At 71.4% G+C, this 15,049-nt stretch carries 14 protein-coding genes; 8 read left to right on the top strand and 6 right to left on the bottom strand.

Going from position 1 to position 15,049, the window contains the following annotated elements:
* Window positions 1-65: 65 nt before the first annotated feature.
* The 5 genes from BMX74_RS11415 (at window position 66) to BMX74_RS11435 (ending at window position 5,087) form a co-directional block, all read left to right on the top strand.
* Window positions 66-938 carry a carbohydrate ABC transporter permease gene (locus BMX74_RS11415; protein ID WP_091100056.1) on the top strand — a complete coding sequence of 291 codons (873 nt, stop codon included), beginning with the start codon at window positions 66-68 and terminating at the stop codon, window positions 936-938.
* Complete coding sequence (locus BMX74_RS11420; RefSeq protein WP_055502948.1) at window positions 935-1,807, top strand: carbohydrate ABC transporter permease; 873 nt, start codon at window positions 935-937, stop codon at window positions 1,805-1,807. The genes BMX74_RS11415 and BMX74_RS11420 overlap by 4 nt, the downstream gene beginning before the upstream one ends.
* A gap of 3 nt (window positions 1,808-1,810) precedes the next feature.
* Window positions 1,811-3,121, top strand: a complete 1,311-nt coding sequence (locus BMX74_RS11425) for an ABC transporter substrate-binding protein (RefSeq protein WP_091100058.1) — start codon at window positions 1,811-1,813, stop codon at window positions 3,119-3,121.
* A gap of 162 nt (window positions 3,122-3,283) precedes the next feature.
* A complete protein-coding gene (locus BMX74_RS11430) occupies window positions 3,284-4,186 on the top strand; it encodes an endo alpha-1,4 polygalactosaminidase (protein WP_218153935.1) in 903 nt (300 codons plus the stop codon).
* Between the two features lie 109 nt (window positions 4,187-4,295).
* Window positions 4,296-5,087: an arginase family protein gene (locus BMX74_RS11435; protein ID WP_091100060.1), complete on the top strand. Its 792-nt coding sequence runs from the start codon at window positions 4,296-4,298 to the stop codon at window positions 5,085-5,087.
* A 261-nt stretch (window positions 5,088-5,348) separates the two neighbouring features.
* Here BMX74_RS11435 and pruA read toward each other — a convergent pair whose 3' ends face one another.
* Window positions 5,349-6,974, bottom strand: coding sequence for an L-glutamate gamma-semialdehyde dehydrogenase (gene pruA / locus BMX74_RS11445; protein WP_055502944.1), 1,626 nt, complete (start codon window positions 6,972-6,974; stop codon window positions 5,349-5,351).
* Complete coding sequence (locus BMX74_RS11450) at window positions 6,975-7,892, bottom strand: proline dehydrogenase family protein (protein ID WP_055502943.1); 918 nt, start codon at window positions 7,890-7,892, stop codon at window positions 6,975-6,977.
* 76 nt (window positions 7,893-7,968) lie between these two features.
* Here BMX74_RS11450 and BMX74_RS11455 point away from each other — a divergent pair, with 76 nt between their 5' ends.
* The gene (locus BMX74_RS11455) at window positions 7,969-9,036 is read left to right on the top strand and encodes a PucR family transcriptional regulator (RefSeq protein ID WP_055502942.1); all 1,068 of its coding nucleotides are present in this window, start codon (window positions 7,969-7,971) and stop codon (window positions 9,034-9,036) included.
* A 30-nt stretch (window positions 9,037-9,066) separates the two neighbouring features.
* On the opposite strand, the gene BMX74_RS11460 is transcribed toward BMX74_RS11455, so the two are convergent.
* The 3 genes from BMX74_RS11460 to BMX74_RS11470 all read right to left on the bottom strand — a co-directional run bounded on the left by BMX74_RS11460 (window position 9,067) and on the right by BMX74_RS11470 (window position 12,943).
* Window positions 9,067-9,768: a glycoside hydrolase family 16 protein gene (locus BMX74_RS11460; protein ID WP_177227308.1), complete on the bottom strand. Its 702-nt coding sequence runs from the start codon at window positions 9,766-9,768 to the stop codon at window positions 9,067-9,069.
* A 132-nt stretch (window positions 9,769-9,900) separates the two neighbouring features.
* Complete coding sequence (locus BMX74_RS11465) at window positions 9,901-11,007, bottom strand: glycosyltransferase (protein ID WP_055502940.1); 1,107 nt, start codon at window positions 11,005-11,007, stop codon at window positions 9,901-9,903.
* A 109-nt stretch (window positions 11,008-11,116) separates the two neighbouring features.
* Entirely contained in the window at window positions 11,117-12,943 is a 1,827-nt protein-coding gene (locus tag BMX74_RS11470) for a SpoIIE family protein phosphatase (protein WP_256256878.1), read from the bottom strand.
* Window positions 12,944-13,001: 58 nt separating this feature from the next.
* Between BMX74_RS11470 and BMX74_RS11475 the strand changes: the two genes are divergently transcribed.
* Window positions 13,002-13,733 carry an ANTAR domain-containing response regulator gene (locus tag BMX74_RS11475; protein ID WP_055502938.1) on the top strand — a complete coding sequence of 244 codons (732 nt, stop codon included), beginning with the start codon at window positions 13,002-13,004 and terminating at the stop codon, window positions 13,731-13,733.
* 8 nt (window positions 13,734-13,741) lie between these two features.
* On the opposite strand, the gene BMX74_RS11480 is transcribed toward BMX74_RS11475, so the two are convergent.
* On the bottom strand, window positions 13,742-14,098 hold the full coding sequence (locus tag BMX74_RS11480) for an STAS domain-containing protein (RefSeq protein ID WP_055502937.1): 357 nt from the start codon (window positions 14,096-14,098) through the stop codon (window positions 13,742-13,744).
* Between the two features lie 172 nt (window positions 14,099-14,270).
* Between BMX74_RS11480 and BMX74_RS11485 the strand changes: the two genes are divergently transcribed.
* Window positions 14,271-15,041: a SigB/SigF/SigG family RNA polymerase sigma factor gene (locus BMX74_RS11485; protein ID WP_055502936.1), complete on the top strand. Its 771-nt coding sequence runs from the start codon at window positions 14,271-14,273 to the stop codon at window positions 15,039-15,041.
* Window positions 15,042-15,049 lie beyond the last annotated feature (8 nt).

Raw genomic sequence — 15,049 nt, forward strand, 5'->3', positions numbered from 1 at the left:
TGATGGCTCCAACGTCCATCGGCAGGTCCGGCAGGTGAGGTCGGCATGGTGAAATCGAGGTCGGCATGGTGAATCGCGGTGACGGCAGGCTCGCCGTCGCGTTCCTGGCCCCCGTGCTGATCGGGTTCGCGGTCTTCTACGTGTACCCGTCCTTACGCGGCGCCTGGTACTCCCTGACCGACTGGAACCTGCTCTCCGAGCCGCGGTTCGTCGGCCTGGGCAACTACGCCAAGCTCGTCGGCGACCCGCTCTTCTGGAACTCGCTGAAGGTGACCTTCGGGTACGTCGCGATCACCATCGCCGTCCAGCTGGTCGCCGGGCTCGGCCTGGCCGCGCTGCTCCACCGGCTGACCAGGTCGCTCGTCATCCGGTCGCTGCTCCTGGTGCCGTGGCTGGTGCCCAGCGTCACCACCGCCCTGCTGTGGATGTGGCTCCTCGACGCCAACCTCGGCTTCCTCAACCACCTGCTGGTGGGACTCGGCCTGGACAACCAGGGCTTCCTCACCTCGCCGGACCTCGCGCTGACCAGCGTCGCGGTGATCAACTCCTGGGGCGGCGTCGGGTACACCGCGCTGCTGCTGTACGCCGGCATGCTGCTGGTGCCGCCCACGGTGTACGAGGCCGCCGCCCTGGACGGCTCGGGCGAGGTGCGGACGTTCTTCCGCATCACGCTCCCGCTGATGCGGCCCATCCTGGCGTTCGTCCTGGTGGTCACGCTGATCGGGTCGTTCCAGCTGTTCGACACCGTCGCGGTCACGACCAAGGGCGGCCCCGTCAACGCCACCAGGGTCGTCTACTACTACATCTACGAGCAGGCCTTCACCCACTTCAAGATGGGTTACGCCTCGGCGCTGGCGTTGAGCCTGGTGCTCATCCTCGGCGTGCTGACCTTCGTCCAGATGCGCCTGCTGCGCGCCTCCACCTCGGACCTCGCATGAAACTCGGCCGACTGTTCGCCTGGGCCTGCCTGGTGCTGGCCATCGTGATCTCCCTGTTCCCGCTCTACTGGATGCTGCGCACCGCGATCACCCCCGGCCGCGAGCTGGCCGTGGACAACGCGGGGCTGCTGCCGCGGCACCCGACGCTGTTCAACTTCCAGCGGGTGCTCGGCCTGGCCACCCGCGAGGAGGCCAGGGCGGCCGGAGGCTCCGGCGCCGACCTCGACTTCTTCCGCTACCTGGCCAACTCCGTCGTCTACACCGGGCTGATCACCGGTGTGCAGACCGTGCTGTGCGCGATGGCCGGCTACGCCTTCGCCCGCCTGCGCTTCCCCGGGCGCGACCTGCTGTTCGGGCTCTTCGTCGCGGCGCTGATGGTGCCGCCGATCTTCACGCTGCTGCCCAACTTCGTCCTGGTGAAGGAGCTGGGCTGGCTCGACACGTACCAGGGGATGGTCGCGCCGAGCCTGCTGATGACGCCGTTCGCGGTGTTCTTCCTGCGCCAGTTCTTCCTCGGCGTCCCGCGCGAGGTCGAGCAGGCCGCGCTCATCGACGGGGCGGGCAAGGGGGTCATCTTCTGGCGGGTCGTCCTGCCGATGACCAAGGGCCCGCTGCTCACCCTGGCCCTGACCACCGCGGTCTGGACCTGGAACGACTACCTGTGGCCGCTGCTCGTCGCGCCGGGGGAGGAGACGCGGGTGCTCACCGCCGCGCTCGGCGTCTTCCTCAAGCAGTCGCCCAACACCGCGCCCGACTGGACGGGGCTGATGGCCGGTTCCGCCCTGTCCGTGGTGCCCGTCCTGCTGCTGGTGGTCTTCTTCGGCCGCAGGCTCGTGGACTCCATCCAGTTCTCCGGCATGAAGGGGTAGAGCATGAAATTTCGGGCTTGTCTTGCCGTGCTGGTGCTGGCGACCGGCTGCGGCGCCGCCCAGAGCTCCGGCGACGGGACGACCACCCTGACGTACGCGCTCTGGGACGACGTGCAGCAGGGCGCCTACCAGCAGTGCGCCGACGCCTTCAGCAAGGCCAACCCCGGCATCAGCATCAAGATCTCGCAGAACGCCTGGGACCAGTACTGGCAGAACCTCACCACCCAGATGGTGTCAGGCGGCGCCCCCGACGTGATCACGATGCAGGCCTCCTACTACCCGCAGTTCGTCAAGAACGGGCAGCTGCTCGACATCGAGCCGATGGTCAAGGCCGACAAGGTGGACCTCGGCCAGTACCGGCCCGGCCTGGCCGAGCTGTGGGTCAAGGACGGCGAGCGCTACGGCCTGCCGAAGGACTGGGACACCATAGCCGTCGTGTACAACACCGGGCTGGCCAAGCGCGCCGGGGTGGACCTGTCCGACCTGACCTGGAACCCCGCCGACGGCGGCACGTTCGAGAAGGCCATCGCCAGGCTCACCGTCGACGCCAACGGCAAGCGCGGCGACGAGCCCGGCTTCGACAAGACCAAGGTCGCCGTGTACGGCATCATGCCCGAGCTGAACGACGGCTCGCAGGGCCAGAACGGCTGGGGCGACCTCGCCGTCTCCAACGGCTTCGACTACATCGACAAGAACCCGTTCGGCACCAAGTACTTCTACGACAGCCCGAAGCTGGCCGAGACCGCCACCTGGTTCCGCCGCCTCATCGAGAAGGGCTACGCGCCGCCGTACGACAAGACCAGCTCGCTCGGCATCGACGCCGTGCTCACCTCCGGCAAGGCGGCGCTCGGCATCACCGGGTCGTGGATGATCCAGACCTACCTCGGCTCCACCGAGCAGAAGTTCGCGTTCGCGCCGCTGCCGAAGGGGCCGGAAGGCCGCAAGTCCGCCTTCAACGGGCTGGCCGACGTCATCTACGCCGGCACCGAGCACAAGGACGCCGCCTGGAAGTGGGTCAAGTTCCTCGGCTCGGCCGCCTGCCAGGACATCGTCGCCGACAACGCCGTGGTGTTCCCGGCCGTCTCGTCGTCCGGCGAACGCGCGCTGAAGGCCCACCAGGCGAAGGGCAGGGACGTGGACGCGTTCGTGCAGGCCGCCGAGGACACCTTCCTGCTCCCCGTCAGCGACCACGGCGACGAGATCAACCAGATCGTCTCCACCGCGATGGAGGAGATCTGGCTCGGCAGGAAGGACGCCACCACCGCGTTGACCGCCGCCAACCAGCAGGTCAACGCCCTGTTCACCGGTAACTGAGGAGGTTCGTACACCGAGGCTGGCGCGTGCCCTGCAGAACTCCCTGGGCCGCGCCACTCCGCGGGCTGCCAGGGCCGGCAGGCGCGGAGAGTGCGGAACAGCCCGTCGCAAGGGGCCTGTCTATCACCACTGTCCATCACCACCTGTCATGTGAGGAGAGACATGCGTTTCCTGACAGCGATCACGGCCGCCTGCGCGATGCTGGCGGCCGGGCTGGGAGCAGCTTCACCGGCCGCGGCGTCACCGGCGTCCTCGGCGGCGCCTTCGACGGCGGCGTCCTCGGCGGCGGCGTCACGGGCGGACCTGCCCGCGCCCGTCGCGTGCCCCGGGTGCTGGCGTCCCGCGCTGAACACCAGCTGGCAGTGGCAGCTGTCCACGGTGCCCGCCGAACCCTTCCTCGACGTCGTCATGTACGACATCGACGGCTTCAACGCCACCGCCGCCACCGTGCGCCGGCTGCACGAGACCAAGGCCGGGCGCAAGGTCGTCTGCTACCTCAGCGCCGGCTCGTACGAGGACTGGCGCCCCGACGCCGGCGCCTTCCCCGCCTCCGTCCTCGGCAAGCCCCTGGACGGCTGGGAGGGCGAGCGCTGGCTCGACATCCGCCGGTACGACGGCGAGCTCGGCCAGATCATGCGGGCCCGCCTGGACATGTGCAAGGCCAAGGGCTTCGACGCCGTCGAGTTCGACAACGTCGACGGATACACCAACGACAGCGGCTTCCAGCTGACGGCCGACGACCAGCTCCGCTACAACGCCTGGCTGGCCAACGAGGCCCACCAGCGCGGGCTGTCCGCCGGGCTGAAGAACGACATCCCGCAGATCCCGCGCCTGCTGCCGTACTTCGACTGGGCGCTGAACGAGCAGTGCTGGCAGTACAAGGAGTGCACCACCGCCCAGAACGGCGACTACGGCTACGACCAGTTCGTGCGCGCCGGCAAGGCCGTCTTCACCGTGGAGTACAAGCTGGCCACGTCGCAGTTCTGCTCCAAGTCCAACGCCCAGAACTTCAACTCGCTGAAGAAGCGGCTGGAGCTCGACGCCTACCGCGTCGCCTGCCGCTGACCGAAGCCGCACCGCCGTCGGGGGACGTCGGCCGCCACCCGCGTCCCCTGACGGCGCTCCACGGAAGGAGGCGGTGGCGGCCGGAGGCGGGACGTCGTATGGTCACCGGATGACGACAGTGCTCTGTGTCCCCCAGTGGCAGGGCTCCGCCTCCGGCCACGCGCCCCGCCTGGCGCCCGGCGCCCTCCGCGCCGCCGGCCTGGTCCCCGCCGACGCCCGCGTCACGGTGCCCGTCCTGGACGACCCCGGGGAGAAACGCGACGGCACGCGCGCCCTCGACGTGCTCGTGGAGAACCTGCGCCGCACCGAGGAGGCCCTGGCCGGCATCGACGACGCCGTCATCACCGTCGGCGGCGACTGCGGCGTCGACCTCGCCCCGATCACCGCCGCCCGCGCCCGACACGGCGACCGGCTGACCGTCCTCTGGATCGACGCGCACCCCGACGTGTACCACCCCGACACCCTGCCCTCGGGCGCGTTCCACGGCATGGTCCTGCGCACCCTGCTCGGCGACGGCCCGGCGCCGCTCACCCCGGCGCGTCCGCTGGACCCCGCCCAGGTGATCCTCGCCGGGGTGCGCGCGGGCGACGTGACCGAGCGCGACTACCTGCGCAGGACGGGGCTGCGGGTCCACGGCGTCGAGGACGTCGAGGCCGCCTTCGACGGCGTCACCGGCCCGGTCTACGTCCACATCGACCTGGACGTCCTCGACCCGGAGGCGTTCGGCTCGGTCTGCTACCCGGAGCCGGGCGGCCTGCTCCCCGACCGCCTGATCGACCTCGTGGCCGCGCTGGACGGCGTCGTGGGGGCCGCCATCACCGAACACGCCCCGGCCCCGGGCCCCGCCGACGACAGGGAAACCGCCGTCATCCACCGCCTGGCGTCGGCCCTCCCCCTGTGACCACAAGGGGAAAGAGCCTTCTTGCATGCATATTGGTGATGGCCAAGATCGCTGCTGATGAGCCGGTCCCGTACGACCCCGTCAGAGGTTGGCGCACAAGGTGCACGCCCCGGCGTTGATCGACGTGGAGATCGCTTCGGTGGTGCGCGGGCACGTGATCACGAGTAAACCGGAGGTGCGGATCTCCGAGGCGCGAGCCACCGCCGAAGGTCCCCGGGTCTCGCGTGTGAGACCCGGGGACCGCTGCTCGGCAGGCAGACGTCAGCCCATGTGCGGGTAGCGGTGGTCGGTCGGCGGGACGAAGGTCTCCTTGATCGTGCGGGCGTTCACCCAGCGGATCAGGTTGAAGATCGAGCCGGCCTTGTCGTTGGTGCCGGAGGCGCGCGCGCCGCCGAACGGCTGCTGGCCGACCACGGCGCCCGTCGGCTTGTCGTTGACGTAGAAGTTGCCCGCCGCGAAGCGGAGCTTCTCCGACGCCGCCGCGATCGCGTAGCGGTCGTCGGCGATGATCGAGCCGGTCAGCGCGTACGGCGAGACGCTCTCCATCTGGTCGAGCACCCGGTCGAAGTCGGCGTCGTCGTAGACGTGGACGCCGAGGATCGGCCCGAAGTACTCCTTGACGAAGATCTCGTCGGTCGGGTCGGCGCACTCCAGCACGGTCGGCCTGACGAAGTAGCCGACGGAGTCGTCGTACGAGCCGGTGAGGACGTCGATGCTCGACGACTCGCGCGCCCGGTCGATGGCGGCCTTGTGCTTGGCGAAGGCCCGCGCGTCGATGACGGCGCCCATGAACGTGGACAGGTCGGCGGCGACGTCGCCGACGGTCAGCGACTCGGCCACGGCGACGAAGTCGTCACGCATCCGGTTCCACAGCGAGCGCGGCACGTAGGCGCGGGAGGCGGCGGAGCACTTCTGGCCCTGGTACTCGAAGGCGCCCCTGACGAGGGCGGTCTGGAGCACGGCCGGGTCGGCGGAGGGGTGGGCGAGGACGAAGTCCTTGCCGCCGGTCTCGCCGACGAGGCGCGGGTAGGAGTGGTACGAGCCGATGTTCGAGCCGACGGTCGCCCACAGGTGCTGGAACGTGGCGGTGGAGCCGGTGAAGTGGATGCCGGCGAGCGCCGGGTGGCCGAGCGCCACCTCGGAGACGGCCTGGCCGTTGCCGGTGACGAGGTTGATGACGCCCGGAGGCAGGCCCGCCGCCTCCAGCAGCCGCATCGTGAAGTGCGCGGCGAACTGCTGCGTGGGCGACGGCTTCCAGACGACGACGTTGCCCATGAGCGCGGCGGACGTCGGCAGGTTGCCGGCGATGGCGGTGAAGTTGAACGGCGTGATCGCCAGCACGAACCCTTCGAGGGGCCGGTACTCCATCCGGTTCCACACGCCGGGCGACGAGACGGGCTGCTCGGCGTAGAGCTGGCGCGCGTACGCCACGTTGAACCGCAGGAAGTCGATCAGCTCGCAGGCCGAGTCGATCTCCGCCTGCTGCGCCGACTTGGACTGGCCGAGGACGGTGGCGGCGTTGAGCGTCGCCCGCCACGGCCCGGCCAGCAGGTCGGCGGCCCGCAGGAAGACGGCCGCGCGCTCGTCGAACGACAGCGCCCGCCAGGCGGGGGCGGCCGCCAGCGCGCTGTCGATCGCCTCCTTCACGTCCTGGGCCGTAGCGTCGTTGGTACGGCCCAGGACGGAGGCGTGGTTGTGCGGTTGGACCACGTCGATGGACGGACCGCCGCCGAGCCGCTGCTCGCCGCCGATCGTCATGGTGAGCTCGGCCGAGGCGCCGGCGAGCTCCTTGATGCGCGCTTCCAGCGCCGTCCGCTCGGCGCTGCCCGGCGCGTAGCCGAGCACGGGCTCGTTCGCCGGCACGGGGACGTTGCTGATGGCGTCCATTTACTTACCCCCAAGGGCGCGAAGGAAGAAGGCGACGTTGGCGGGCCGTTCGGCCAGGCGGCGCATGAAGTAGCCGTACCAGTCGTCGCCGTAAGGGATGTACACGCGGACCGTGTGACCGGCTCCGGCCAGGGCCTCCTGCCGGTCGGTACGGATTCCGTAGAGCATCTGGTACTCGTAGTCGCCGATCGACCGGCCGAAGCGGTCGGCGAGCAGCTCGGTGATCGAGATCAGGCGGTCGTCGTGCGTCGCCAGCATGGGATACCCCTTGCCCGCCATGAGGATGCGCAGGCACCGGACGTACGCCTTGTCCACGGCGGCCTTGCCCTGGTGGGCGACGGAGGCGGGCTCCCGGTAGGCGCCCTTGACGAGCCGGACGCGCGAGCCCTCCGCCGACAGGTCGCGGCAGTCGGCCTCGCTGCGGAACAGGTACGCCTGGATCGCCACGCCGGTCGCCGGGTAGTCGGCGCGCAGCTCGCGCAGGATCGACAGCGTCGAGTCGACGGTGGTGTGGTCCTCCATGTCGAGGGTGACGGTGGACCCGTTGGCGTCGGCGGCGGCGCAGATGGCGCGGGCGTGGTCCAGCGCCATGGCGTCGTCGAGCGCCTGGCCGACGGCCGACAGCTTCACCGAGACCTCGCCGCCCCGGCCGAGCCCGAGGGGACGCATCGCGTCGAGCAGCGTGATGTAGGCCTGCGCGGTGGCCTTGGCGGCGCCCGCGTCGCGGGTCTCCTCGCCGAGGTGGTCGACGGTGACGGCGAGGCCGGCGTCGCGCAGCCGTTCGATGGCGGCGCGGGCGTCCTCGACGCTCTCGCCCGCCACGAACCGCTCGACGACCTTCCGGGTGAGCGGGAAGCCGGAGACGGATCGGCGCACGAGGCCGCTCCGCGAGGCGGCGAGTAGCAGTTGACCGAGCATGCTTTCCAGTCTAAAAACCCAGCTCAGAGCATGCCATTGACGGCGGTAACGCCAGATGTGGCAGGCTGTCATACAAATGCACAACACCGCCGATCTACAGGAGCTCGTCGACGAGATCGCCGCCCGGCTGGGGGCGTCCGCGACGCTGGAGGACCGCTCGTTCCGTCTGCTCGCGTACGGCGCGCAGCACGGCGACATCGACACCGTCCGCCAGGAGTCGATCCTGCGCAGGCGCGCCACGGGGGAGGTGCGCGAGTACTTCGAGCGCTACGGCATCGCCAGGGCGGGCGGCCCGGTCAGGATCCCGGCGGACGCCGACCTGAAGGTGCTGGCCCGGGTGTGCTGGCCGCTGCGGCACGGCGACGTGACGTACGGCTACCTGTGGCTGCTCGACGACGGCCGGCTGCCGGAGGCGACGCTGCGGACGGCGGCGCCGCTGGTGGCCAGGGCCGCCGCCGCGCTCGCGCAGGAGGCGAGGAGCCGCCAGGACCTCGGGCGGGGCCTGCGCGCCCTGCTGTCGGGCGACCCGGAGGAGCGGGCCACCGCCACGATCGAGGTGCCGGGCCCGGTCACGGCGATCGCGGTGCGCGAGTCGGAGGAGCGGGTCGCCGCCCTGTGGACGCTGCCGCGCGGCGTGCTCGCCCGCGCCGGCTCGCCGGTGGCGCTGCTCGCCCCCGCGCACCTGGCGGCCGAGGTGGCGCAGACGGTGCAGAGCGCGTACGGCACCGCGGCGGGCGTCGGCGGGGCCAGGCCCGACCCGGCGGACGCCTGGCAGAGCTGGCGCGAGGCCAGGCAGGCGCTGCGGGTCGCCGAGCACTTCCCGAGGTTCGCGCCGGTCGCCCGCTGGGAGGACCTCGGCGTGCACCGGCTGCTGGCCAGGCTGGGCCAGTCGGACCTGCGCGAGCTGGCCGCGGAGACGGCAGGGCTGGACGCGGAGCTGGCCCAGAGCGTGGAGACGTACCTCGACCTGGGCGGGCACGCCCAGAAGACGGCCGCCGAGCTGGGCGTGCACCGCCAGACGCTGTACTACCGGCTGGGCAAGGCCGAGCGGCTGACGCACCGCGACCTGTCGGACGGCGACGACCGGCTGGCAGTGCACCTCGCGCTGAAGGCGGCCAGGCTCCTCGGCCGAGGCGCGACGTAGCGCCGGCGTCGCCGGCCGGGCCCGCCCCGGTCAGCGGGCCTTGTAGATCTTCACCCAGTCGACGTACATGGAGACCGTGGGCGGGGTGCCGGCGTCGCGGCAGCGCGGCTCGCACACCACGTCGTTCTGCAGGGCGAGACCCATCCTCCTGCCGTCGGGGACGAGGTCGCCGCGGTAGTCCCACAGCTTCCTGCCGTCGAGCCAGAAGGTCAGCCTGCCCGGCAGCCAGTCGACGGCGACGGTGTGCCAGCGGGTGAAGTCGGCCCGCAACGGCCGCCGCGCCCGGCCGTCCTCGCCGTGGACGAAGATCCCGCCGCCCTGCCGGCGCGGGTCGACGATCTCGGCGAAGTCCACCTCGGCGTGTTCGCCGCCGCCGTCGGCGGGCCACAGCAGCGCCACCGGCGTGTACCCGGCTCCGGCCTCGGCGCGGAACCTCACCTCCCACCGGCCGTACTGCTGGGCGAGGCGGCTCGCGACGCCGCCGGACAGGTCGCGCCCGCCGTAGTCGCCGCCCTTGAGGCGTAGCACGCCGTTCGCGACGGTCGTCGCCCTGCCGGTGCGCGGGTTCCTGGCCGCGCCGGGGGAGTGGTAGACCATCCACCTGCCGGTGTCGAGGGACGGGCCGTCGAAGTTCTCGACGAGGACGGGCGCGCCCCAGCTCGACGCCTGCGCGCTCTGGGGGAGGGCGACGGCGGCGAGGAGCGCCGCCGCGGCCACGAGGGAACCACGCATGCGCCCCATCAAAGCAAAGATCTCACTCCTGTAACACCCCCGGGAGCGCGCCGGGCGGCGTCCCGGCCGGCGCGCCGCGGCGCCGGGCGGGCTCGGGCGTGGTCAGGTGCGGTCAGGCGCGGTCAGGCGTGGTCAGGCGCAGGCGGCCTCGTACACGCGGACGAGTTCCTGGCTGACGCGCTCCCACGAGTAGCGCGAGCGGGCCCGGTCGGCGCCCGCGTAGCCGAGCGCGGTGCGCAGCGTCTGGTCCGACAGCAGGTGGCGGGCCAGGCGGGCGGTGCGTACTGGACGGTCCGGCGGCACCAGCAGGCCGGTGACGCCGTCGATGACGGAGTCGAGGTGGGCGCCCACGGCGGAGGCGATCACGGGGACGCCGCAGGCCATGGCCTCCAGCGCGACCACGCCGGTCACGGACTCGCGCGGGATGGACAGCACCGCGTCGGCGCTGCGCATGAGCTTCGGCACCGAGGCGCGCTTGACCTGGCCGAGGAGGGTCACCCGGTCGGCCACGCCGAGCTGCTCGGCGAGGGCGCGCAGGCGGCGCGCGTCGAGGTCGTCGTCGAGCTCCTCGGGCTCGGGGCCGCCCGCGAGGACGAGCTCCACGTCGTCGGCCAGAACCTGCAGCGCTCGCACGGCGGTGTACGCGCCGCGCTCGGGCGTGAGCGGTCCGACGTGCAGCAGCCGCTTGCGCGAGCCGCGCGTGGCGACCGCGCCGCGGCGCTGGAAGCGCTCGGTGTCGACGCCGTACGGGACGACCGCGATGTTGCCGCGCGGCACGCCGAGCCTGATCAGCGCGGACTCCTCGTCGCCCGAGCCCGCGATCACCGCGTTGGCCCGGCGGCCGAGCGCCAGTTCAAGCTTCTTGTGGGCGGCGTCCACGTGGTGGAAGGTCTGCGTCACCGGCAGGCCGAGGTCCTTGGCCCCGGCGACGGCGGCCAGGCCGCAGGTCCACGAGTGCGCGTGGATCACGTCGGGCCTGTCCTGCCGCCAGCGCTCCATGAGCCGGCTGCCGACGGCGTTCAGGTACGGCGCAACGTCGTCGGGGGACAGGTTAATGGCGGGTCCCACGTCGATGTGCTCAAGCGTGACTCCCGGGCACACCCGCGTCCTGGGCTTGCCTTCGGCGTTGTCACGACGGGAGTAAATGGTGACGTGGTGGTCGCGCCCCAGCTCCTTGGCGACGGCGAGGATGCGGTGGCGCTGGTTCCCCTCGGCGGAAGCGACGATCGCGATATTCATGGCACACCTCAAGCATGGAAAAGCCTCCATAGGTGTGCCTGCTTCTTAGGCACGGTCTAACTCCGAAACGACCATACCCAGGTTTGCGCCGCTCGCAAACCCCCACAGATCAGACACCTTTCAGTGCCAGGACCACGATTTCATCCCAAACCTGGCCGCCCGAGAACGCGTGCCTGTCGGCCTCCACCGCCTTGACCACGGTCGACGGCGACTGGCCCGCGCACCGGGCCAGCACGTCCGCCAGCCGCTCCTCCCCGTACGGCTCACCCCGCTCGTTCCTGGACGAGATCAGCCCCTCCGAGTACAGCACCAGCGTCTCGCCGACGCCGATCGTCAGCTCCTCCACCCCGGTCTCCGCCTCCACCGAGATGCCGAGCGGCACGCCGCCGCCCACCGCGAAGCGCACCGTGCCGTCCGCGCCGAGCAGCGCCGCCGGATGGTGCCCCGCCGACGACAGCCGGATGCTGCGGCCCCGCACGAACCCCGCCGCCGCCAGCACGAACATGCCCGTGCCCTGCGCGACCAGCGCCTCGTTCACCTTGCGCATGACCAGGTCGGGATCGGACTCCCAGACGCTCAGCACGCGCAGGCCGCCGCGCACCATCGCGCTCACCGACGCCGCCTCCTCGCCCTTCCCCGCGGCGCCGCCCAGCGCGAACCCCCAGCCGCCCGCCACCGGGAACACGTCGTAGAACTCCGCCCCGACCGACGCGCCCGGATGGTAGACCGCCGCCGCCTCGTACCCGGGGACGTCCGGCAGGTTGCGCGGCGCCACGCTCGCCGACAGCGCGTCCGCCGCCCGCGACCGGCTCTGGAAACTGCTCTGCGCCCGCACGGCCAGCCCGATCTGTAGGCCCGCCTCCTGCATCACGCTGAGGTCCGCCAGCGTGAACGGCTGCCTGGCCCCCGTACGGACCAGCGTCAGCACCCCGTCGCACGGCCCGACCGGCACGGACAGCAGCGACCCCGCCGCCATGGCCGTCAGCAGCGGCCCGTCCGCGCAGAAACCCAGCAGGGTCTCGTCGTCCACCATCTCGTGGACGACGCCGGAGCGGCGCTCCAGCACCTGCATCACCACCTGGCTGCCCGCCGGGTCGGCCGCCTCCACCTGCCGCGGCAGGTCGCCCAGCGGGTGGTCCTTCGGCGCCACCACCACCGAGCGGCGCGGCAGCCCGTCACGCACCATGTCCACGATCACCCAGTCGGCCCACTCGGCCGCGAGCAGCCTGGTCGCCCTCGGCAGCGCCACCGGGCGCAGCAGCGCCTCCTCGTCCAGCAGCAGCCTGCCCATCTTGGCCAGCAGGTCCTGCCGCCTGGCCGCCGACAGCAGCAGCGCGCCGTCCGACTGCTCAGGGCGCCGCGCGCCCGGCTCCGGGAGCTGCACCTTCGTCGGCAGCGCCACCGCCGCCACCATCTGCTGCGGCTCGCCCGGCATCGTCAGCCTGGTCAGCGCGAGCTGCACCGTGTGCGTACGCCCCTGGTGCGCCAGCCGCGTCTCGAACGCCGCCGGCTGGCCCGTCTGCAGCACGGCCGTCAGATGGGAACGGAACGCCGCCCGCCGCGACACGTCCACGAGCAGCGGGAACGACCTGCCCACCAGGTAGCCGTCCGGGCTGCCCAGCACCCGCGACGTCTCCGGGTTGATCCGCCTGACCACGCCGCCGCCGTCCAGCACGATGACGGGCACGGGGAAGGCGCGGAACACCTGGCGCAGCAGCTTCAGCTCCCGCTGCCCGCCGTCCTTCTTGCCGCGCTTGGGCGCCTTGCGCAGCTCCTCACGCGCCTCCGCCAGCAGCTCCGTGGCGGTCTCGAGTTCGGCGAGGGCCGCGTCGAGGGTCGGCGCGAGGTCCGAGGGGTAGGCGGCCCTCGCCTCACGCAGCGACGAGACACGTCCGGCGAGCGCGTCCAGAGCGTGTTCGAGGTCCGGCATGGTCATCCTCTGACGCTACGCTACTCGGGATATTGCCAGCCATAAGGGGTAGGGGCTTACCGCTATGGAATCGACGGCGATGATCACCCCCGGGCTCGCGCGCGACCTGGCGACCCTCGGGCGCCTGGGGGAGGACACCTCGACGGAGAGCGTCCTGCGCGGGCTCACCACGGCGCTCGCGGCGGGCGTGCCGGGGTGCTCCGGCGGGTCCGCCGAGCACTGGCGCGACCAGCGCGTCCTCGTCTCCGGCTCGCACAGCGAGCTGATCATGCTCGTGGAGGGCGAGCGCGAACTGGGCGAGGGTCCCTCCGCCGAGGCGCGCAGGACCGGCGCCCGCGCCTACGTGCCGGACGTGCTCACCGACACCCGCTGGCCCCGCTACGACGCCCTCGCCACCCGCTGGGGCGTGCGCTCCGTGCTCGTCGTGCCCATCGAGGTGCCGCCCGCCCTGCTCCTCGTCGGCCTCTACTCGGTGCGGCCCGGCGCGTTCTCCCCGCAGGGCGCCCACTCCCTGACCGAGATGCTCACCGAGCAGGTCGGCGTCGCCATGGCCAACATGTGGGAGTTCGAGGAGGTGCGCACCGACCACGCGCAGCTCCAGGAGGCCCTGGCCGGGCGCGCCCTCATCGACCAGGCCAAGGGCATCATCATGCAGACCAGCGGCTGCACCGCCGAGGCCGCCTTCGAGGAACTGCGCCGCATCTCCCAGCACCACCAGGTCAAGGTCGCCGACCTCGCCAGGCTCCTCGTCGAGGAACACCAGCGCAAGTCGCGCCGCAGGCCCGCCGCCGGCTAGCCGCGCCGCTACCGGATCGCCTCCAGGGCGTCCTCCAGCGTGTCGTACAGCGGCAGGCGCTGCGCCAGCCCGGTGATCCACATCACCTTCGACCGGGTGTACTCCACCCCGATCAGCGCGAACCTGGCGCCCGAGCTGAGGCTCCGCTGCCAGTGATGGACGATCAGGCCGAGCGCGCGCGAGTCCATGAAGGTCACCCCGCCCAGATCCAGGATCAGATCAGGGCCCGCCAGTGACAGGTAGTCGGCGAACTGCTCGCGCGTCGTGGCGTCAAGCACGCCGTCGACCTTGACGACGGTGATCTCGTCCACGGTCGACGACGTCAGGCTCAGGGCCGCCACGGGCCCGTCGCCGTTTTCCGGCATTGTCACGGGGCAACCCTACTGTCACCGCGGGAGAGAGGAATACTTCCCGCCCAAGGGGGGACACTGGTTGCGGAGTCCAGCAGAGGGCTTCCGTCTCGAGAGTTGACCGAGGCGTGCCTCTGCCTGGGCTTTTCCTGGCCGAGGCCGCCTGCGATCCATATGAGGAGCAGCGATGGCTGTGCAGGAACACGTCCTCGAGGAGATGACCCCCGAAGAACTCCTGGCCGAGATGGTCAAGGAGGACACGCCCGCCAGCGTGCGGGAACGGTTGCGGGAGCGCATCGTCGAGATGCACAGGCCGCTCGCCATGGAGATCGCCAGACGCTACCGATACCGGGGTGAGCCGCTGGAGGACCTGCTCCAGGCCGCGTACGTCGGCCTGATGAAGGCCGTCAACGGCTTCGACCCCACGCTGGGCCACGCCTTCAGGGGCTACGCGGTGGTGACCATGACCGGCGAGGTCAAACGGCACTTCCGCGACCGGACCTGGGCCATCCGGGTGCCCCGCCTCTACCAGGAGCGCCGCTCCGAGCTGAACAGGCTCGTCGCCGACCTCAGCCAGGACCTCGGCCGGTCGCCCACCGTGGCCGAACTGGCCGCCAAGATGAACATCAGCGAGGAGGACGTCCTGCTCACCCTCGACGCCTCCGCCGCCTACAGCACGCTGTCGCTCGACGCGCCGCTCGGCACCGACGACGACGCCGCCTCGCTCGGCGACGTGATCCCGGAGGACGACGACACGCTCAGCACCATGGTCGACAGGGAGGCGGTCAAACCGCTCATCGACGCGCTGCCCAACCGCGAGAAGCACATCCTCCTGCTGCGCTTCTTCGGCAACATGACCCAGGCCGAGATCGCCGCCGAGTTCGGCATCTCCCAGATGCATGTCTCCAGAATCCTGCGCAAGGTGCTCGACCAGCTCCGCAGCGAGCTGGTCGGCTGAACGGGCGG

It is taken from the genome of Nonomuraea pusilla (genome assembly GCF_900109355.1).
Lineage (GTDB): Bacteria > Actinomycetota > Actinomycetes > Streptosporangiales > Streptosporangiaceae > Nonomuraea > Nonomuraea pusilla.